We start from the raw sequence: 19,400 nt of genomic DNA, 5'->3' as shown, positions 1-19,400 counted from the left end.
TAGATTCGAGCACATGATCGCTACCTCGCGCGTGCCGCTGATCGTCGCGCCCATGGCGGGCGGACCGTCCACCCCGGAACTGCTCGCCGCGGCCGGTTCGGCCGGGGCGTTCGGGTTCCTCGGCGCCGGTTATCTCAGCGTCGAGGCCCTGGACGGCCAGATCGAGCGGACCAGGGCGCTGGGTGTGGACGCCTTCGGGGTCAACCTGTTCGTGCCCGGCGCCGACACGGGAGCGCCGGTCGAGGAGTACGCCGGGCGGCTGGCGGCGGAGGCGCGGCGGTACGGGGTCACTCTGGGGCAGCCACGCTGGGAGGACGACGACTACCCGGCCAAGGCCGAACTGCTGCTGCGCAGGCGGGTGCCGGTGGTGTCCTTCACCTTTGGTCACCCCACGCCGGAACTGGTCACCAGATTCAAGGCGGTGGGCACCGAGGTGTGGGTCACGGTCACCACGCCGGAAGAGGCCCGGATCGCCGCCGAGGTCGGCGCGGATGTGCTGGTGGTGCAAGGGATGGAGGCCGGTGGGCACCGGGGAACCTTCGCCAACGACCCCGGCCGGCCTGGCGCCGCGCCGCTGTACGGGCTGCTGGCCGCGCTGCGGCTGATCGGCGCGGTCACCGAGCTGCCCCTGGTCGCCACCGGCGGGCTGGTGCACGGCGCGGACATCGCCGCGGTGCTCACCGCGGGCGCGGTGGCCGCGCAGCTGGGCACCGCGTTCCTGCGCTGCCCGGAGGCGGGCACCCAGCCCGCGCAACGGGCCGCGCTGGCCGCCGCGGACCGGGAGACCGCGCTGACCCGCGCCTTCACCGGCCGCCCGGCACGCGGGCTGGTCAACCGGGTGCTCACCGAGCACAGCGCGGACGCTCCCGCCGCCTATCCGCAGCTGCACCACCTGACCAGGCCGGTGCGCGCGGCCGCGGCCAAGGCGGGCGATCCCGAGGCGATGTCGCTGTGGGCAGGGCAGACCTACCCACTGGCCCCCGCACTGCCCGCCGCCGAACTGGTGGAGCTGCTCATGACACAGGCCCGGGACGCGTGGTCCCGGGCCTGTGGTCGCTGGCTCGATCAGTCCTGAGCGGACTGCTCGGCAGGCTGGTTGAGCTTGGACTTGCGGTAGGAGTAGGTGAAGTAGACGACCAGGCCGATCGCGAACCAGATCGCGAAGCGCAGCCAGGTCTCCGGCTGCAGGAAGGTGATCAGCCAGATCGAGAACACCACGCCGATGATCGGCACCACCGGCATGCCGGGGGTGCGGAAGGTGCGCGGCAGGTCCGGCTGCTTGTAGCGCAGCACGATCACCGCGATGCACACCACCACGAAGGCCAGCAGGATGCCGATGTTGGTCAGCTCGGCCGCCTCGTTGATGTTGAGGAACCCGGCGATGAAGGCCGAGCAGACACCGACGATCCAGGTGATCCGGCTGGGCACCTTGCGCTTGGCGCTGGTCTTGGCCAGGAACTGGGGCAGCAGGCCGTCCCGGCTCATCGCGTAGCCGACCCGGGTCACGCCCATCATGAAGGTGAACATCACGGTGAGGATGCCCAGGATCGCGCCCACCGAGATGATCATGCCGAGCACCGGCAGGCCGACGTCGGCGAAGGCGCTGGCGAAGGCCGCCTCACCGTTGATCTTGGTGTAGTGCACCATGCCGGTCAGCACCAGGCAGGCCAGCACGTAGAGCACCATCGAGATGGCCAGCGAGTAGATGATCGCCTTGGGCATGTGCCGCTGGGAGTCCTTGGACTCCTCGGCCGCGGTGCTCATCGCGTCGTAGCCGAACACCGCGAAGAACACGGTGGCCGCGCCGGTGACCGCGCCGCCGAAGCCGAACGGGAAGAAGTTGCTGTAGTTGCCGGTGTTGATGTGGAAGACGCCGACCACGATGACCAGCACCACCACGCCGACCTTGAGCCAGACCAGCGCGCTCTCGAACCGGGCCGCGCTCTTCATGCCCAGGTTGAGCACATAGGCGATGAGCAGGCAGAGCAGCGCGGCGAACAGGTTCACGCTGTAGCTGCCCGCGGCCACGCCCTCGGGTTCGGTGCCCGGTGCGCCGAGCATCCAGGCCGGGAGTTGCAGGTCCAGCAGCCCGAGCAGGTTGTTGAAGTAGCCCGAGATGCCGATGGCGACCACCGCCACGATCGCGGTGTACTCCAGCAACAGGTCCCAGCCGATCAACCAGCCCGCGAGTTCCCCGAGCACCACGTAGCCGTAGGTGTAGGCCGACCCGGCCTTGGGGATCAGCCCGGCGAACTCGGCGTAGGAGAAGGCCGCCGCCGCGCTGGCGATGCCGGCGATCAGGAAGGAGATCAGCACCGCCGGACCGGCGGTCTTGTTGGCCACCGCGCCGGCCAGCGAGAAGATGCCGGCGCCGATGATGCCGCCGACGCCGATCGCGGTCAGTTGCCACAGCCCGAGCGACTTGACCAGCCCACTCTCGGACTCCGCGCTCACCTGCTCGATCGGTTTGCGCCGGAACACACTCCGGCCGCCGGACGGACTCTGCGCCCTTGTCATCTGCTGCTCCCTCCACCCGGGCACCCCGCTGTGCCGCGCACACCGTAGACGACCGGCCATACTCACGGCAGCGTCAGTACCTCGTCCAAGACCAGAAAATCGCCAGGCTGTGTCCATCCGCGCCAACTAGATTGGGGGCATGGGTGCAGGGAGTGTCGTTTCAGTGAACGTCGGCGCCATCCAGGCCGCGGACTGGGCCGGGCGCAAGGGCAAGAGCGGTATCGACAAGCGACCGGTCGAGTCGGCCCGGATCGAGCCGCTCGGCCTAGCCGGGGACGAGATCAGCGATCTGGAGCACCACGGCGGCGAGTTCCAGGCCGTCTACGCCTACGCGGTGGAGGACCTCGCGTTCTGGTCCGCCGAACTGGGCCGCACGCTGGCGCCCGGCAACGCGGGGGAGAACCTGTCGCTGTCCGGAGTGGACACCCAGGCCCTGGTGATCGGCCAGCGGCTGCGGATCGGCACGGCGGTGCTGCGGGTGACCGCGCCGCGCATCCCCTGCCAGGTCTTCGCCGGCTTCTGGGACGTGCGTGGGCTGGTGAAGCGATTCACCGTGGCCGGGCGCACCGGCGCCTACTTCGCGGTGGAGACCCCCGGCGAGGTGCGGGCGGGCGACGTAGTCGAGACGCTGTCCACGCCGGAGCACGGGGTGGACATCGCGACCGTGTTCGACTTCGTGGGCCGCAACAACCGGGACCGGGTGCCGGAACTGCTGCCCGCGGTGGCCGACTTCCCACCGAAGGTGCGCGGCTGGGTGCGGGACCACGCGGCGGTCTGAAGCGGCGCGGGGACCGCCTGGGCAGTCCCCGCGCATCCGGCTCAGTGGGTGAAGACGATCTTCCCTGCGGTCTCGCCGCCGAGCATGGCCCGGAAGCCCTCCTCGGCCTTCTCCATCGGCAGCTCCAGGCCCACCTGCGGGCGCAGGCCGGTCAGGTCCAGGAAGGTGACCAGGTCGGCCAGTTCGTCCCTGGTGCCCATCATCGAGCCGACCACGTGCAGCTGGAAGAAGAACAGGCGCTGCAACTCGGCCGGCGGGTTGCCGCCGGTGGTGGCGCCGGAGCAGACGATCACGCCGCCGGGCTTGAGCGCGCGCATGGAATGCGACCAGCTGGCCTCGCCGACGGTCTCGAACACCGCGTCGACCTTCCCGGGCAGCCGGGCGCCGGGCTCGAAGACCCCGTGCGCGCCCAGCCGTTCGGCCAGCGCGCGCTTGTCCTCAGACCGGCCGGTGGCCCACACCCGCAGGCCGGCCGCCTTGCCCAGCTGCACCAGCGCGGTGGCCACGCCACCGGAGGCGCCCTGCACCAGGATGGTCTGCCCCGGCCGGGCGGCGGCCTTGGTGAACAGCATCCGGTAGGCGGTCAGCCAGGCGGTGCCCAGGCAGGCGGCGTCGGTGAAGGACAGGCCGGCCGGCTTGGCCAGCACATTGCGCTTGGGCAGCACGATGGTGTCGGCGAAGGAGCCCTGCAGCTTTTCGGTGAGCAGCGTGCGCTTGGGGTCCATGGTCTCGTCCCCGCGCCAGTCCTCGTCGTTGATCACCCCGTGGATGACCACCTCGGACCCGTCGGCCAGGGTGCCGGCGCCGTCGCAGCCCAGCACCATCGGGAACTGCTCGGCCTTGATGCCGACCCCGCGCAGCGTCCACAGGTCGTGCATGTTGAGGCTGGCGGCCTTGACGTTGACCGCGACCCAGCCTGCCGGGACCTCCGGCTCGGGGCGCTCGCCGACCACCAGGCCGGCCAGGGGATCCTCGGGATTCGGCTTGTCGGCGTATACGGCGAACATGGCTGAAAACCTATCGCCTGACCCGGACACCCGCCCGTGATGCCGGTCACTGCGACGGTCCCGCGTAGGCTCAGGGCCGTGCAGTGGTTGGCGGACTCCTGGGACGCGGTCGGGCTGTGGCTTGCCCAGCAGTGGTTCCCGTTCCAGTTCCTGCTGGTGATGGCCGTGCTGCTGCCGTTGTGCTGGGCGGTTGCCTGGGGGATCGACCGTGCGGTCGACCAGGTCTCCGCGGGACTGTCGAGGATCCGGGGCCGCAACAGTGACCTCTCGTAAGCGCATCACCCTGGCCCTGGCCGGACTGATCGGGCTGGTGCTCGTCGGCTGGTTCGCCCGCGGCCTGCTCGGCGGGGACACCGGCGCGCCGCCGTCGAAGACCACCGTGGTCAGCTCCGCGCAGGCCGGTGGCGCGACCAGCTCCGGCAAGGCGACCCGCTCCGGCGGGGAGGTCACCGAGGCGCTGTCCAAGCTGCCAGCCGAGGCGGCCAAGACCTGGAAACTGATCCAGAGCAACGGGCCCTTCCCGCACCCGGACCGGGACGGGGTGGAGTTCGGCAACCGGGAGAAGCGGCTGCCCAGTCAGGGCAAGGGCTACTACCGCGAGTACACCGTGCCCACGCCGGGGGAACGCACCCGCGGCGCGCGGCGGCTGGTCACCGGCGGCGCCAACAAGGAGCTGTACTACACCGCCGACCACTACGAGAGCTTCGTGAAGGTGGATCCGAACCGATGACGCCGGTGGAGCACGTGGTCGACGGCAGCACGCTGCGCACCAGGCGGGCCGCGCTGGCCGCCTTCGCCGAGGCGCTGTCCTTCCCGGACTACTTCGGCGGCAACCTGGACGCGCTCTATGACTGCCTGACCGACCTGTCCTGGCTGCCCGCGGTCGAGCACCACGTGCACTGGCTCCACGCCGAGGTGTTGCGGCGCAACGATCCGGACGGCTTCGCCGGGATCAGCGAGGTGCTCGCCGACGCGGTCGCGGCCAATCCGCTGCTGACCGTGCGGGTCACCGCCTAGGGTCTGTCCGCGGAGCCGCGTGGGCGAGAGTCGTGATCGAGGTGGTTCCTGGCGGTGCGGACGGGCCGCCCTCATACCGGGCGTATTCGGGTGGTCCGGCCGTGCCGCCAGGGGCCGCCTCGGCGCGGCTATCGCGGGCGCGGCTTTGCGGACAGACCCTAGACCAGGCCGGAACGCTGCCTGGCGCGTAAGTAGGCGCGCAGGAAGTCCGCGCGCAGGTAGGACCAGGGATACCGGTCGGCGTGCCCGCGGGTGGCCTCGAAATGCGGCCGGGCCAGCTCCGGCTCACCGCACAGCGAGTGCCAGAACGCGACCAGGTTGTGCCCGCTGATCCGGGCCCTGGGGTCCACGCCGTGCGGGTGCAGCCAGCGGTCCACCGCCTGCTGGGCGTGCGCGCGCACCTCGGGGCGCTCCAGTAACCGGCGTTGCGCGCCGGGGGAGCACTCCACCCATTCCTCGACGTATCCGCGCAGCACCACCAGGTTCAGCGCGGAGCCGACCGGCGCGGTGGCCGCCGCGGCGGTGACGAACTCGGTCATCACCCGCGGCGGATGCCCCCATTTCGGGGACAGCGAGATGAGCATCTGCTCGTGCCCGCGCAGGTGCTGCGGGGCCAGCGCCCGCAGCCGCGCCCAGCGTTCGCGCAGGTCCGCCGGGTCGCCGCGCTGGCCGCGGGACAGGTGCACCAGCCACACCCACGGCGTCGGATCGGCCGGGTCGAGTTGGGCGGCGCGGGCGCACATCACCTCGGCCGCGTCCAGCATCCGCGGGAAGCCGGGCCCCGGTTCGCGGACCCGGTGGTAGCCGCGGATCTCCCAGGCGCGCAACACCTCCACCGCTCCGCGCAGAGTCCACCCGATCGGGTCACCGGGTTCGCCGGTGACCCAGTCCAGCAGCCAGCGCGGCACGGTGCCGCCGTGCCCGGCCACCACCGTGGTCGCCGCGACCAGCACGGTGTCGGAGCGGTCGTCGGAATCCTGTGCGCAGGCGATCAGCGCGGCCACCGCGATCCGGTCCCCGGCGCGGGCGGCCGCCCGGACCGCCTCCAGCTCGGGGCTGCCGTAGGTCAGGCCCTCGCGGGCCTCGGGCAGGGTGCTGGACCGCAGCCACGGGAAGATCTTCGGCACGGAGATCGAGCCTATGGTGTGTGGCGTGGATCTGCTCCGCCAGATGGAGGCCAATCTGGCCCGGCACGCGAGCCTGCTGCACGATCCGGCGCGGGTCACCCAGGCGCCGGATGTGTTCCACGCGGACAGCGGACTGGCCGACGACACCTTCAACATCGTGGCCGGGGCCCGCTTCACCGAGGCCACCGCGGATCGCCGGATCGCCGAGACGGTGACCGCCCTGCGCGGCACCGGCCGCCCGTTCTCCTGGTGGGTCGGCCCGGCCGCCACCCCGGCTGACCTGTCCGCGCGGCTGAGCGCGGCCGGACTGCCCGCCACCGAGTCCGAGACCGCGATGTGGGCGAGCCTGGACGAGCTGCCCGCACCACGCCGGGCCGAGGGCCTGGACCTGGTGGTGGCCGGCACCGAGGCGCAGCTGGCCGACTACGCCGCGGTGCTCGCCGCGCTCTGGGACCCGCCCTCGCCCACCGTGCCCGCCTACTACGACCGGCCGGGCGCCCTGGACTGCCCGGCGCGGTTCCTGGTGGGCTACGCCGAGGGCGAACCGGTGTGCACCGCCGAGGTGACCCTGCACGCCGGGGTGGCCGGGCTCTACAACATCTGCACCGCGAACACCCACCGCCGCCGTGGTTTCGGCGGCGCGGTCACCGACGCGGCACTGCGGGTGGCCAGGGAAGCCGGGTACCGGACCGCGGTGTTGCAGGCGTCGGCGGAAGGCGAACCGGTCTACCTGCGGCTGGGGTTCCAGGCCTGCGGAACCTTCACCGAGCACGCACTGCCCGCGGCGGCACCCGGGATGTACGAAGGTGCACCCGGTCTGGTGGTGACTCCGCCGCCCTAGCAGGATGAGTCGGCATGCGAGGAATGACACCGGCTGTGCTGGCCGCGGTGGCGATGCTCGGCCTCACGGCCTGCTCGTCCGGCGGAACCGGGTCCACCGGCACCCAGACCCCCACCAGCAGCAGCGCTCCGGCCCCGTTAGCCGCGGCGACCTTCGCCCCGCCCGCCGCCTCCGGCGCCCAGCCGCCTGGCGTGGTGCACAACACCGAACTGGTGCCCGCGGGCGCCGCGGCCACGGTCACGGCCGGCGCCGCGGGCGGCGGCACCACGGTGACCCTGGCCGTCACCGGGTTGCGCCCCAACCGCAAGTACGGCTCGCACGTGCACACCAAGGTGTGCGGGCCGAAGCCGCTGGACTCCGGCCCGCACTACCAGGACAAGCTGGACCCGGTGCAGCCCTCGGTCGACCCGGCCTTCGCCAACCCCAAGAACGAGGTCTGGCTGGACCTGGAGACCGACGCCAGTGGCGCGGGCAAGGCCAGTGCCACCGTGGCCTGGAAGTGGCGGCCGAACGAGGCCAACTCGGTGGTGCTGCACATCGACCACACCAACCACCACGACCCGGGCAAGGCCGGCACCGCAGGCGAACGCCTGGCCTGCCTGACCACCCCGTTCAAGTAGCCTGACCGCCGCCTGCCGGGCTCACCCGGCGGGCGGCACCCAGGAGGCCGGGCGCTTCTCGGCGAAGGCGCGGATGCCCTCCTGGCCCTCGGCGCCGGCGAAGTGCTCGGCGGAGAGTTCCAGCATGTCCGCGAAGTCCTCGCCCAGGCTGGACGCGGGGGAGCGGCGCAGCATGGCCTTGGTGGCCGCCAGCGCGGTCGGACCGCCCAGGGCGAGCATGTCGGTGTAGCGGCGGACCTCGGCGTCCAGGGCGTCCGCGGCGACCGCGGCGTTGATCAGGCCGATGGCCGCGGCGCGGGCGGCGTCGAACTTCTCGCCGGTGAGGAACAACTCGTGCGCGGCGCGCGGCAGCAGCCGGGGCAGCACGGTGACCGAGATGACCGCCGGGACCACGCCGATGCGGACCTCGGTGAAGGCGAAGCTGGACTCGTGGGTGGCCACCGCGATGTCACAGGCGGCGATGATGCCCACCCCACCGGCCCGCGCGGGCCCGGCGACCTTGGCCACCACCGGCTTGGGGCTGGTCCAGATCTCCTCCAGGATCGCCGGGAACTCGTTGACGCCCTGGGCGTCCGCACCCGCGCCGCGGGACTCCTTGAGGTCCATGCCGGAGCAGAACACGGTGCCGGTGTGGCCCAGCACGATCACCCGGACCGCCTGGTCGGCGATGGCGCTGCTCAGGTGGGCGCGCAGTTCGCGGCGGAGCTGGGCGGAGAGGGCGTTGCGGTTGTGCGGGGAGTCGAGGGTGATCTCGGCGATCCCGCGGTCGACCGCGTAGTGGACGAGTTCGTCAGCCATGGGAAGACCATAAACATAAAAGTGACCGCATCGGGGAGACGGGCGGTTCTCCCCGATGCGGTCGGGAACGGCTGAAAGGAGGCAGTTCAGCCGATCGTCGTGGTGGTCAACGCCGGGTTGGGATTGGGGTAGCACTTGGTGGGGGCGTCGACCGGGAACCCGAGCGCGACCGCGGTGGCGATGAAGGTCAGGCCGGGGTCGGCGAAACTGGAGCCGCCGAGTTTGGTCTCGATGGTGCCGCTGGCACCGGCGGTCAGCTTCACCGTGATGGTCGGGATCTCGAAGTCCGCGCCGCCCTTGAGCGCCGCGCTCAGCTTGACCTCAAGGTTGTTGCCGACCTTGGTGATCGTCGGTGTGCCCACTCCGGACCCGCCGGAGAGGGTGGCCGAGACGTAGGTGGAGTTGGCCGGAACGGGGACGGTGAGCACGAAGTTCTTGATCTCGCGCAGCGTGTAGTTGCCGACCTTGTCCGGCACCTTGTTCGGTGCAGGGTCGAACACCGCGCTGACCTCGCCGCCGGGCGCGACGGTGGCCGGCGCGGTGGCGGTCAGGTCCTGGCTGAAGGTGGCGTCAACGGGACCGAGCGGACTGCTTGCCTGGCAGGCGAAGTTCACCGCGGCCGCAGGGGAGGCCACGGCCGGACCGGCCAGGACGAGCAGGGGAGCGACAACAGCGGTCGCGGCTAACAACAGTCGAGCGGTGGAGCGTCGTGCAGGGGACATATCCCACCTCGCTGTAGAAAATTCCTCCCGACACGGCGGCGGTTGAGGTGAGTCTCACACGACGATCATTCTGTTGTTAACCCACTAAAGTCGTGATGTTGCGCCGTTCGGCGGCACACGCCTCGGCATAGCGATGCAGCACCAGCTCGGCCACCTCGGGGTCGTCACCGAGCGGTTGGGCCACTACGGTGTCCAGCCCACTGGCCAGCGCCGCGGTGGTCACCCGGTCCGGCAGCAGGCCGGGGGCCAGGAACCAGGAGGCCAGCGCGATCCGTTGCGCGCCACGGGCTTTGAGCCGTTCGACGGCGGTGGGCACGTCCGGTTGCGCGCTGGCCGCGAAGGCCGCTTCCACGCCGGCCCAGCCCGCGCCGAAGGACCAGCGGTGGGCGAGCTGGTGCACGGCGGCGTTGGCCGGGGCGTGCGAGGAGCCCGCACCGGCCAGCACCACACCGAGTTTTCCGTCCCCTGGCAGGGCTCCGGCCGCGGCCAGCCTGCGCAGCGCGGCCGATTCCAGCCGGGGGTCGGGGCCGAGCACGTCGGCGATGCGCACCGACAGCCGGGGCAGCCGGGTCACCGTCTCGGCCACCGCGCCGGGCACGTCCACCTTGGCGTGGTAGGCCCGGCCGAGCAGCAGCGGCGCCACCACGACCTCGCGGTGGCCCTCGTTGTGCAGCCCGGTCAGCACATCGCCCAGCCGCGGCGCGGACAGGTCCAGGAAGGCCACCCGCACGTCCAGGCCGGGCCGCAGCGCGCGGACCACGGTGACCAGCTCGTGCACGGTGGCCGCCGAACGCGGGTCGCGACTGCCGTGCGCGAGGGCCACCAACGGGATCCGGGTGTTCATCACACCGCCGCCGCCAGGCCGCGGGCACGCAGCACGGCGCGCTCCAGTGGACGGAAGAACAGCAGTTCCACCCCGATGCCGACGGCCAGGATGAGCAGGATCGCCGCGATGACCAGGGACATGTCGGTGAGCTGGCGGCCCTCCTCCAGCATCTGTCCGAGGCCGATGCCCAGGTCGGGGGAGCGGGCGATGATCTCCGCGGCCATCAGCGACCGCCAGGAGAACGCCCAGCCCTGCTTGAGCCCGGCCAGGTAACCGGGCAGCGCGGCGGGCAGCAGCACGTGCCGGGCGGACTGCAACCGGCCGGCGCCGAGCACCGTGCCCACCCGCAGCAACAGCGGTGGCACCTGGTCGATCCCGGCGACCAGGCCGTTGGCGATGGAGGGCACCGCGCCCAGCAGCACCACGGCGTAGATCATCGAGTCGTTCAGGCCCAGCCACAGCAGCGCGGCGGGCACCCAGGCCACCGAGGGCAGGCTCTGCAATCCGCTCAGCAGTGGCCCGATCGCCGCGCGCACCAAGGGAATCCGGGCCACCAGCAGACCCAGCGGGGTGCCGATGGCGACCGCGGCGAGGAAACCGAGCACCGCGCGGTGGGTGGAGACCCACAGCGTTTCCCAGGCCCGGCCGTCCAGCAGCCGTTCCCACAGCACGCCGGCCACGGTGAGCGGGGAGGGCAGCTTGTACTCGGGCTCGATCGCCGAGGCCCACAACACCTGCCACACCAGGATGATCAGCGCGAGCGCGACCAGCGGGGGCAGTGCGGTGCTCGCGAACCGCCGCCACCCCCCGGTCGAGCGCGGTGGTGGCGGCGCGTCCAGCGCGTCCAGGCCCGCTTCGAGCGCGGCCAGGTCCGCACCGGACTTCGCTTCAGGCACGGCCATGGCTGGAGATCACCTCCCGCAGGTGGCCGGTGATCTCCTCGGTGAGCTTCTCGTTGTCCTGCCCGGTGATCTGCCACTCGCGCACCACCCGGCCGGGCCGGGAGGACAGCAGCACCACCCGCTGACCCAGCCGCACCGCCTCGCGCACGTCGTGGGTGACGAACAGCACCGCGGTGCCGGTCTGCGACCAGATCCGGCGCAGCTCGCCCTGCAGGGCGTCCCTGGTGATCGCGTCCAGCGCGGCGAAGGGCTCGTCCATGAGCAGCAACGGATTGCCGCCCTCGGCCTCGTCCAGGGTGGTGGCCAGCGCGCGGGCCAGCGCGACCCGCTGGCGCATGCCGCCGGAGAGTTCGTGCGGGCGCTTGCGGCCGACCTCGGCCAGCCGCACCAGGTCCAGCAGCCTGGTCGCGGCGGCGGCGCGTTCGGTGCGGCCCAGTCCGCGCAGCCGCAGCGGCAGTTCCACGTTGCGGGCGGCGGTGAGCCACGGCATCAGCGCGGGCTCCTGGAACACCACCGCGGGTCGTCCACTGTGCACGGACACGGTGCCGGTGCTCGGCTTGTCCAGGCCGGCCACCAGGTTGAGCAGGGTGGACTTGCCGCAGCCGGAGGCGCCGAGCAGGCAGACGAACTCGCCGGGGCGCACGGTCAGGTCGACCCCGTCCAGCGCGGTCACCGCGTTCGCGCCGCGGCCGAAGGATTTGCTGACGTTGTCCAGGTGCACCACCGCGTCCCCGACGTGGCCGGACGGGCGGGTGTGTTCCAGAGTCGCGGTCATGGCCGTGCCCTCACTTTCCGTCGAGTCCGGACGCGTCCACCCCGGGCAGCCCCGCGGCCTTGAGCGCCTCGTTGAGCGCGGCCAGGTCCACCAGGCCCTTGAGGTCGAACTCCTGCTTGGCGACACCGGCGGCGACGGCGTCCTTGGACAGCTTCGGGAAGGTGGCCGCGGCCGGGTCGGTGGTGAAGGAGATCTGGCTGAACGCCCGCTCCAGCACCGGTTCCGGCAGCGGCTTGCCCGCGTACTTGCCCAGTGCGGCGTTGACCGTCTTCTTGGCCTGCGCCGGGCTGTCGTTGAGGTACTTGGTCGCGGCGACGTGTCCACGCAGCAACGCCTGCACGGTGGCCGGGTGCTTCTGCGCGAACTCGGTGCGCACGATCAGCACCGTGGTCGGGAACTTTCCGCCCGGCCACAGGTCCCGCTCGTCCACCAGCACCTTGCCGCCGGCCTCCAGCACCAGGCGGGAGGACCAGGGCTCGGGCAGCCAGCCGCCGTCGAGCTGTCCGGTGCGGAAGGCGTCGAAGGTCTGCGGGTTCTCCGTGTTGGCGATCTTGACGTCCTTGCCGCCGGTGGTCTCCACCTTCAGCCCGTGCCCGGCCAGCCAGGCCCGCAGCGCCACGTCCTGGGTGCCGCCCAGCTGCGGGGTGGCGATGCTCTTGTCCTTGAGGTCCTGTGGACCGTTGATCTCCTTGCGCACCACCAGTTGCGCGCCGCCGGTGGCCGCGCCCGCGATCAGCTTGACCGCCTTGCCGTTGGACTTGGTGAAGGCGTTGATGGTCGGGTTGGGCCCGATGAAGGCCGCGTCCAGCGACCCGGCCAGCAGCGCCTCCACCGCGGAGGGGCCGGCGTTGAACGCCTGGGTGCTCAGCTTGGTGCCGCCGAGTTCCTTGGCGATGAACTTCTTGTCCTCGTCGATGCCGACCAGGGCCGGGGCGTGCGTGACGTTCGGGAAGAACCCGAGCCGCAGTTCCGCCGCCGGGCCGGAATCACTGGCCGCGGCGGTGGATTCGGCTGCCCTGGAGCAGCCGCTGACCGCGGCGATCAGCGCGGTGACGGCGAGCACGGCGGGCAGGACGCGATGGCGGCGTCGCGGGGTGCGCACGGGGATCCTCCTGGAAGCAAAGGGAAAAGGACTAGGGGCCGGGCGAGACGAGGGCTCGGTCGTCGGCGGTCGCGCCGCCGAGTCCGCTGTCCTCGTTGACATCCGGGATGGGCAGTGGAGCGCCGATGAGACCGGCGGCCAGGGTGCCGCCGTCGTTCGGGTCGATCACGAGGAAGGACCCGGTGCGCCGGCTGCTGGTGTACTCATCAACCGGCAGCGGCTCTGCTGTCCGGATGAGTACTCGGCCAATCTCGTTGAGCTGCAACGAATCCGGAGTATCCACAGTGGACAGGCGCTGTTCGTCGAAGCGGTCGGCCAACTCGGTGACGATGGCCGGGACGGTGCGGGTGCCGTGTTTGATCAGGACACGGGCGTTGGGTAGCAACGGTTTCTCGGCCAGCCAGCAGACGGTGGCGTTGAGTTCGTCACTCACTGCTGGATATTGTTCCGCGCCCGCGATCAGATCGCCACGGGAGATGTCCAAATCGTTGTCCAGCAACAGGGTCACCGATTGACCGGCGCCCGCTTCGGACAGTTCGCCGTCCGCGGTGTCGATCCGGACCACGGTGCTGCGCAGGCCGGCGGGCAGCACGATGATCTCATCGCCCGGCCGCACCACCCCGGCCGCCACCTGGCCGGCGTAGCCGCGGTAGTCGGGGTACTCCGGGGTGCGCGGCCGGATCACGTACTGCACCGGGAACCGGAACGGCACGTCGTGTGGATCTGGTTGCACCGGAACGGTTTCCAGGTGTTCCAGCAGGGTCGGACCGGTGTACCAGGGGGTGCGTTCGGAGCGGTCCACCACGTTGTCGCCGACCAGCGCGGACACCGGCACGGACACTACCGACTGCTCGGGATATCCCAGGGCGTTGGCGTGCGCCAGGAACTCCTTGGCGATGAGCCCGAACCGGTTCTCGTCGTAGTCGATCAGGTCGATCTTGTTGACCGCGAGGACGAGTTGCGGCACGCCGAGCATGGCCAGCACGGCGGCATGCCGTCTGGTCTGCTCGATCACGCCTTTCCTGGCGTCCACCAACAGGATGGCCAGCTGCGCGGTGGAGGCGCCGGTGACCGTGTTGCGGGTGTACTGGACGTGCCCTGGGGTGTCGGCGAGCACGTAACTGCGTCGCGGGGTGGCGAAGTAGCGGTAGGCCACGTCGATGGTGATGCCCTGCTCGCGTTCCGAGCGCAGGCCGTCGACCAGCAGGGACAGGTCCGGTGTGGACAGTCCCCGGTCGACGCTGGCCCGCTGCACGGCTTCGAGCTGGTCGGCCAGCACGGATTTGGTGTCGTACAACAGGCGGCCGACCAGGGTCGACTTCCCGTCGTCGACGGATCCGGCGGTGGCCAGCCTCAGCAGGTCGGTCATCAGAAGTAGCCCTCTCGCTTCCGGTCTTCCATGGCCGCTTCGCTGAGCCGGTCGTCGGCGCGGGTGGCGCCGCGTTCGGTGAGCCGGGAGGCGGAGACCTCGGCGATCACCGCGGCCAGATCGCGTGCGTCGGACTCGACGGCGCCGGTGCAAGACCCGTCGCCGACCGTGCGGTAGCGGATCACCTTGCGCTGCACCGTTTCCCCGGGCTTCGGACCACCCCACGGACCCTCGGTGAGCCACATGCCGTCCCGCAGGTAGACATCGCGTTCGTGGGAGTAGTAGATCGAGGGCAGCTCGATGTTCTCCCGGTCGATGTAGCGCCAGATGTCCAGTTCGGTCCAGTTGGACAGCGGGAAGACCCGGACGTGCTCGCCGGGGCGGTGCCGTCCGTTGTAGAGGTTCCACAGTTCGGGCCGCTGCCGTTTGGGTTCCCACTGGCCGAAGGCGTTGCGCAGGCTGAAGATGCGCTCCTTGGCCCTGGCCCGTTCCTCGTCCCGCCGCCCGCCGCCGAAGACCGCGTCGAACTTGTGCGCGGTGATCGAGTCGAGCAACGGCACGGTCTGCAACGGGTTTCGGGTGCCGTCGGGTCGTTCGGTGAGCCGTCCGTCGTCGATCCAGTCCTGCACGTGCGCGACCTCCAGCCGCAGCCCGTGCCGGGCGATGAGGTCGTCCCGGAAGGAGATGACCTCCTCGAAGTTGTGCCCGGTGTCCACGTGCAGCAGGGTGAAGGGCACCGGCGCGGGCCAGAAGGCCTTGAGCGCCAGGTGCACCAGCACTGTGGAGTCCTTGCCGCCGGAGAACAGGATCACCGGCCGGTCGAACTCCCCGGCCACCTCGCGGAAGATGTGGATGGCTTCGGATTCCAGCGCGGTCAGGTTGTCCTGGGCCGGCCGCAGTGTGCTCGTCATTCCCCCGCCTTCATCCGTGCAGTCCGCACTCGGTCTTGTTCTGGCCTGCCCAGCGGCCGCTGCGCGGGTCGGCGCCCGGCAACGGTTTCGCCGTGCAGGGCGCACAGCCGATGGACGGATATCCCGCGCCTACTAGGGGGTTCTCCAGGATGGAGTGCTCGGTGATGTAGGCGTTGAACTCCTCGTCGGTCCAGGCGGCGATCGGGTTGACCTTGATCAGCCCGTTGCGCTCGTCCCAGCCGACGATCGGCGTGTTCGCCCTGGTCGGCGCGTCCACCCGGCGCACGCCGGTGACCCACGCGTCGTAGCGGGACAGCGTGCGCTGCAACGGGATCACCTTGCGCAGCGCGCAGCAGCGATCCGGCGCCCGCTCGAACAGGTTCGGCCCGTGCTCGGCGTCCTGCTCGGGCACGGTCTTCTCGGGCAGCGCGTTGACGATGCTCAACGGGTACACCGACTCCACCGCGTCCCTGGTGCCGATGGTCTCGGCGAAGTGGTACCCGGTCTCCAGGAACAGCACGTCGAACCCGCTGACCACCTTGGCCGCCAGGTCGATCAGCACCGCGTCCTGCATGTTCGAGGCCAGGATCCACCGGTTGAGCGGAAAGGTCTCGGCCACCCAGGTCAGCGATTCGAGCGCGGTGGCCTCGGCGAGTTCGTCCGCGGCCTGCTCGGCCAGTGACTTCAGGTCGGTCACGGCGCTCACCGGATCACCTCCACCGGGCGTTGCAGGCCGACGAACTTCAGCGAGAACACCCGCTGGCAGCCGGTGCAGCCCCACGCCCCGTGCGGTTCCTCCTGCGGGCGCAGGTCCTCGTCCCCGCAGTAGGGGCAGTAGAACGGCGTCGCTCGTTCGCTCATCGCAGATCCGCCTCCTCCGCGCGGGCCGCCCACTGGGCGAACCGCTCGCCGTCGGTGCGCTGGGCCACGAAGTTGCGCGCCACCCGCTCCACGTAGTCGCCGAGTTCGGCGCTGGTCACCTTGTGCCCACGCAGTTTCCGGCCGAACCCGGCGTCCAGGCCGAGTCCGCCGCCGAGGTGCACCTGGTAGCCCTCGACCTGCTGCCCCTCGCTGTTGGTGACGATCTGGCCCTTGAGCCCGATGTCCGCGGTCTGGATCCGCGCGCAGGAGTTGGGGCAGCCGTTGATGTGCACGCTGATCGCGGCCTCGGCCAGGGTGTGCTGGACGTCGGCGAGCTGCTTCTCCAGCTCCTCCACCAGTCGCGCGGCCCTGGCCTTGGTCTCCACGATGGCGAGCTTGCAGAACTCGATCCCGGTGCAGGCCATGGTGCTGCGCCGCCACGGCGAGGGCCGGGCGTGCAGGCCGAGGCCGGCCAGCTCGTCCACCAGAGTGTCCACTTCGGACTCTTCGACGTCGAGGACGACCAGTTTCTGTTGCGCGGTCAGGCGAACCCGGCGGGACCCGGCCCGTTCCACCGCCTTGGCCACCTCGACCAGGATCGAGCCGGAGACCCGCCCGGCGATCGGCGCGACCCCGATGTAGAACTTGCCGTCCTTCTGCGGGTGCACGCCCACGTGGTCGATCGGCCCGGAGGCCGGCGGCGCGACCCCGTCGAGCAGCTTGCGCTGGAGGAACTCGGTTTCCAGCACCTCGCGGAACTTCTCCACACCCCAGTCGGCGATGAGGAACTTGATCCGGGCCCGGTGCCGCAGCCGCCGGTAGCCGTAGTCGCGGAAGAGGCTGATCACGCCCTCCCACACGTCCGGCACCTCATCCCGGGGCACCCACACGCCGAGTCGCTTGGCGATCATCGGGTTGGTGGACAGCCCGCCGCCGACCCACAGGTCGAAGCCGGGCCCGTGCTCGGGGTGGTCCACGCCGACGAAGGAGATGTCGTTGACCTCGTGCGCCACGTCCTGCACACCGGAGATGGCGCTCTTGAACTTGCGGGGCAGGTTCGAGTAGGCCGGGTCGCCGATGTAACGCTTGACGATCTCGTGGATGGCCGGGGTGCCGTCGATGATCTCGTCCGCGGAGATCCCGGCCACCGGCGAGCCCAGCACCACTCGCGGGCTGTCCCCGCAGGCCTCGGTGGTAGACAGGCCGACGCCCTCGATCTTCTCCCAGATCGTGGGCACGTCCTCGATCTGGATCCAGTGGTACTGGATGTTCTGGCGGTCGGTGATGTCGGCGGTGTCCCGGCCGTAGGTCTGGGAGATCTCGCCCAGCACCCGCAACTGCTCGGTGCTCAGCGCGCCGCCGTCGACCCGGACGCGCAGCATGAAGTACTCGTCGTCCAGCTCCTCCGGTTCCAGCACGGCGGTCCGCCCGCCGTCGATGCCGGGTTTGCGCTGGGTGTAGAGGCCATACCAGCGAAAGCGCCCACGCAGATCAGCCGGGTCGATCGAGGCGAAGCCACCGTGGGCGTAGATGTTCTCGATCCGGGCCCGCACGTTCAGCGGGTTGTCGTCCTTCTTCGAGCGCTCGTTCGGGTTCAGCGGCTCGCGGTAACCCAGCGCCCACTGCCCTTCGCCGCGGCGCGCTTTCACGGCCCGCGCCGGGGTAGAGGTTGGGGGGACCATGGTCCGACCTCCGGGATTCGAGGCGGCCGTGCGCACCGTCGAAGCCCCAGGGTTCACATGGTGGGAAGGGGATCTTCAGCCGGGACGCCCGTCGCCGGCTGGCAAAGAGAAATGCAGCGGCCGACTAGACGTACCGTCGGCAGAGCGCGCTGGAGACGCGCAGGTAGTCCACGTGGCGGCGAGCCACGAGGACAACACGGCGTCCAGGCGAGGTCATGTGGACCAGCGTGCCACGCGTCCCCCGATGGGTCTACCGCCATCCGCATAGTGGGATAGCGAGACGGATTGAGACACTGCTGTTATGCCCTCTGCACTTCCCGACGGCGATCCGGCGCCGCAGGACGGCGCGCTGCCCGCCGCCGCCCTGACCGGTCTGGGCGCGCGCCCGTTCGGGCTGTACGTCCACGTGCCGTTCTGCGCCACCCGCTGCGGCTACTGCGACTTCAACACCTACACCCCCGGTGAGCTGGGCAGTTCCGCCTCCCCGCAGTCCTGGCTGGCCGGGGTGCGGCGGGAGCTGGAGCTGGGCGCGCGGGTGCTGGGCAGCCCGCCCGCCGCGGACACCGTGTTCATCGGCGGCGGCACCCCGTCCCTGCTCGGCGCGGACGGCCTGGCCGCGGTGCTGGGCGCGATCCGGGACACCTTCGGCCTGGCCCCCGGCGCCGAGGTGACCACCGAGTCCAACCCGGAGTCCACCTCCCCGGAGTTCTTCGCCGGCATCCTGGCCGCCGGCTACACCCGGGTCTCCCTGGGCATGCAGTCCGCCGCCCCGCACGTGCTCCAGATCCTGGACCGCACGCACACGCCAGGGCGGGCGCGCGCGGCGGCCAAGGAAGCACGTGCCGCCGGGTTCGAGCACGTGAACCTCGACCTCATCTACGGCACCCCCGGCGAACGCCCCCAGGACCTGGCCGAATCCCTGGACGTGGTCCTGGACGGCGGCGTGGACCACGTCTCGGCGTATGCGTTGATCGTCGAGGAGGGCACCGCCCTGGCCCGCCGGATCACCCGCGGCGAGCTGGCCAGCCCGGATGACGACGTGCTCGCCGAACGCTACGAACAGGTCGACCAGACCCTCCAGCGCGCGGGTCTGACCTGGTACGAGGTCTCCAACTGGGCCACCGGCGATGCCGCCCGCTGCCGGCACAACCTGGGCTACTGGCTCGGCGGCGACTGGTGGGGCGCGGGCCCTGGCGCGCACAGCCACGTGGGCGGGGTGCGCTGGTGGAACGTCAAACACCCGAGCCGCTACGCCGCGCTGCTCGCCGAGGGTCATTCACCCGCGGCCGGCCGGGAGACGCTGACCGCCGCGGACCGGGACGTCGAACGCATCCTGCTGGAGTTGCGCCTGGTCGAGGGGCTTCCGGTGACGGTGCTGGACGAGTCCGGCCGGCGCGAGGCCAGGGTCGCCGCGGCGGACGGCCTGCTCGATCCGGCCAGTCTGGACGGCGGGCGGTGCGTGCTCACCGACCAGGGCAGGCTGCTGGCCGACGCGGTGGTCCGGCGGCTGGTGCCGTGAGTTGGCGGTCAGGCGAGTTTTAAAGT

The 19,400-nt window shown here is 71.0% G+C and carries 23 protein-coding genes; 8 read left to right on the top strand and 15 right to left on the bottom strand.

Going from position 1 to position 19,400, the window contains the following annotated elements; genetic code table 11:
- Positions 1–13 precede the first annotated feature (13 nt).
- Complete coding sequence (locus MZC64_RS24815) at positions 14–1,075, top strand: nitronate monooxygenase (protein WP_247759465.1); 1,062 nt, start codon at positions 14–16, stop codon at positions 1,073–1,075.
- Here the strand turns inward: MZC64_RS24815 and MZC64_RS24810 are convergent.
- The gene (locus tag MZC64_RS24810) at positions 1,066–2,517 is read right to left on the bottom strand and encodes an amino acid permease (RefSeq protein WP_247759466.1); all 1,452 of its coding nucleotides are present in this window, start codon (positions 2,515–2,517) and stop codon (positions 1,066–1,068) included. The genes MZC64_RS24815 and MZC64_RS24810 overlap by 10 nt on opposite strands.
- Before the next feature lie 163 nt (positions 2,518–2,680).
- On the opposite strand from MZC64_RS24810, the gene MZC64_RS24805 reads away from it, so the two are divergent.
- A complete protein-coding gene (locus MZC64_RS24805) occupies positions 2,681–3,295 on the top strand; it encodes an MOSC domain-containing protein (protein ID WP_247759467.1) in 615 nt (204 codons plus the stop codon).
- 41 nt (positions 3,296–3,336) lie between these two features.
- Here the strand turns inward: MZC64_RS24805 and MZC64_RS24800 are convergent, their stop codons facing one another.
- Complete coding sequence (locus tag MZC64_RS24800) at positions 3,337–4,302, bottom strand: zinc-binding dehydrogenase (protein WP_247759468.1); 966 nt, start codon at positions 4,300–4,302, stop codon at positions 3,337–3,339.
- Positions 4,303–4,380: 78 nt separating this feature from the next.
- Here MZC64_RS24800 and MZC64_RS24795 point away from each other — a divergent pair, with 78 nt between their 5' ends.
- The 3 genes from MZC64_RS24795 to MZC64_RS24785 are packed head-to-tail and all read left to right on the top strand — an operon-like array spanning position 4,381 to position 5,319.
- The gene (locus MZC64_RS24795) at positions 4,381–4,575 is read left to right on the top strand and encodes a hypothetical protein (RefSeq protein ID WP_247759469.1); all 195 of its coding nucleotides are present in this window, start codon (positions 4,381–4,383) and stop codon (positions 4,573–4,575) included.
- Positions 4,562–5,032 carry a ribonuclease domain-containing protein gene (locus MZC64_RS24790; RefSeq protein ID WP_247759470.1) on the top strand — a complete coding sequence of 157 codons (471 nt, stop codon included), beginning with the start codon at positions 4,562–4,564 and terminating at the stop codon, positions 5,030–5,032. Before MZC64_RS24795 ends, MZC64_RS24790 begins: the two co-directional genes overlap by 14 nt.
- Positions 5,029–5,319, top strand: coding sequence for a barstar family protein (locus tag MZC64_RS24785; protein ID WP_247759471.1), 291 nt, complete (start codon positions 5,029–5,031; stop codon positions 5,317–5,319). The genes MZC64_RS24790 and MZC64_RS24785 overlap by 4 nt, the downstream gene beginning before the upstream one ends.
- Positions 5,320–5,477: 158 nt before the next feature.
- Here the strand turns inward: MZC64_RS24785 and MZC64_RS24780 are convergent, their stop codons facing one another.
- Entirely contained in the window at positions 5,478–6,446 is a 969-nt protein-coding gene (locus tag MZC64_RS24780) for a hypothetical protein (protein WP_247759472.1), read from the bottom strand.
- Positions 6,447–6,471: 25 nt separating this feature from the next.
- Between MZC64_RS24780 and MZC64_RS24775 the strand changes: the two genes are divergently transcribed.
- Both MZC64_RS24775 and MZC64_RS24770 read left to right on the top strand, forming a co-directional pair.
- The gene (locus MZC64_RS24775) at positions 6,472–7,287 is read left to right on the top strand and encodes a GNAT family N-acetyltransferase (protein ID WP_247759473.1); all 816 of its coding nucleotides are present in this window, start codon (positions 6,472–6,474) and stop codon (positions 7,285–7,287) included.
- Between the two features lie 14 nt (positions 7,288–7,301).
- Complete coding sequence (locus MZC64_RS24770) at positions 7,302–7,907, top strand: superoxide dismutase family protein (RefSeq protein WP_247759474.1); 606 nt, start codon at positions 7,302–7,304, stop codon at positions 7,905–7,907.
- 21 nt (positions 7,908–7,928) lie between these two features.
- Here the strand turns inward: MZC64_RS24770 and MZC64_RS24765 are convergent, their stop codons facing one another.
- The 12 genes from MZC64_RS24765 to MZC64_RS49165 form a co-directional block, all read right to left on the bottom strand.
- Entirely contained in the window at positions 7,929–8,705 is a 777-nt protein-coding gene (locus MZC64_RS24765) for an enoyl-CoA hydratase-related protein (RefSeq protein WP_247759475.1), read from the bottom strand.
- An 86-nt stretch (positions 8,706–8,791) separates the two neighbouring features.
- Entirely contained in the window at positions 8,792–9,427 is a 636-nt protein-coding gene (locus MZC64_RS24760; protein ID WP_247759476.1) for a cyclase, read from the bottom strand.
- Between the two features lie 76 nt (positions 9,428–9,503).
- Positions 9,504–10,271, bottom strand: a complete 768-nt coding sequence (locus MZC64_RS24755; protein ID WP_247759477.1) for a sirohydrochlorin chelatase — start codon at positions 10,269–10,271, stop codon at positions 9,504–9,506.
- Positions 10,271–11,155: an ABC transporter permease gene (locus MZC64_RS24750; RefSeq protein ID WP_247759478.1), complete on the bottom strand. Its 885-nt coding sequence runs from the start codon at positions 11,153–11,155 to the stop codon at positions 10,271–10,273. The genes MZC64_RS24755 and MZC64_RS24750 overlap by 1 nt, the downstream gene beginning before the upstream one ends.
- Complete coding sequence (locus tag MZC64_RS24745) at positions 11,142–11,930, bottom strand: ABC transporter ATP-binding protein (protein ID WP_247759479.1); 789 nt, start codon at positions 11,928–11,930, stop codon at positions 11,142–11,144. The genes MZC64_RS24750 and MZC64_RS24745 overlap by 14 nt, the downstream gene beginning before the upstream one ends.
- Positions 11,931–11,940: 10 nt before the next feature.
- The gene (locus tag MZC64_RS24740; RefSeq protein ID WP_247759480.1) at positions 11,941–13,032 is read right to left on the bottom strand and encodes an ABC transporter substrate-binding protein; all 1,092 of its coding nucleotides are present in this window, start codon (positions 13,030–13,032) and stop codon (positions 11,941–11,943) included.
- A gap of 31 nt (positions 13,033–13,063) precedes the next feature.
- Positions 13,064–14,401: a sulfate adenylyltransferase subunit 1 gene (locus tag MZC64_RS24735; protein WP_247759481.1), complete on the bottom strand. Its 1,338-nt coding sequence runs from the start codon at positions 14,399–14,401 to the stop codon at positions 13,064–13,066.
- The gene (gene cysD, locus MZC64_RS24730) at positions 14,401–15,312 is read right to left on the bottom strand and encodes a sulfate adenylyltransferase subunit CysD (RefSeq protein WP_247759482.1); all 912 of its coding nucleotides are present in this window, start codon (positions 15,310–15,312) and stop codon (positions 14,401–14,403) included. Before cysD ends, MZC64_RS24735 begins: the two co-directional genes overlap by 1 nt.
- 10 nt (positions 15,313–15,322) lie before the next feature.
- Entirely contained in the window at positions 15,323–16,018 is a 696-nt protein-coding gene (locus tag MZC64_RS24725) for a phosphoadenylyl-sulfate reductase (RefSeq protein WP_247759483.1), read from the bottom strand.
- Positions 16,015–16,173 (bottom strand): Insertion element protein, encoded by a 159-nt coding sequence (locus MZC64_RS24720; protein ID WP_247759484.1) that lies wholly within the window; start codon positions 16,171–16,173, stop codon positions 16,015–16,017. Before MZC64_RS24720 ends, MZC64_RS24725 begins: the two co-directional genes overlap by 4 nt.
- Positions 16,170–17,855 carry a nitrite/sulfite reductase gene (locus MZC64_RS24715; protein ID WP_247759485.1) on the bottom strand — a complete coding sequence of 562 codons (1,686 nt, stop codon included), beginning with the start codon at positions 17,853–17,855 and terminating at the stop codon, positions 16,170–16,172. Before MZC64_RS24715 ends, MZC64_RS24720 begins: the two co-directional genes overlap by 4 nt.
- 124 nt (positions 17,856–17,979) lie before the next feature.
- Positions 17,980–18,072, bottom strand: coding sequence for a putative leader peptide (locus MZC64_RS49165; RefSeq protein WP_374205789.1), 93 nt, complete (start codon positions 18,070–18,072; stop codon positions 17,980–17,982).
- Between the two features lie 84 nt (positions 18,073–18,156).
- Here MZC64_RS49165 and hemW point away from each other — a divergent pair, with 84 nt between their 5' ends.
- The gene (gene hemW / locus MZC64_RS24710) at positions 18,157–19,374 is read left to right on the top strand and encodes a radical SAM family heme chaperone HemW (protein WP_247759486.1); all 1,218 of its coding nucleotides are present in this window, start codon (positions 18,157–18,159) and stop codon (positions 19,372–19,374) included.
- The last annotated feature ends 26 nt before the right edge of the window (positions 19,375–19,400 follow it).

The sequence above is a fragment of the Crossiella sp. S99.2 genome, from assembly GCF_023094165.1.
Lineage (GTDB): Bacteria > Actinomycetota > Actinomycetes > Mycobacteriales > Pseudonocardiaceae > Crossiella.
Note: the sequence above shows the minus strand (reverse complement) of the source record. Positions and strands in the feature narration are given on the sequence as shown.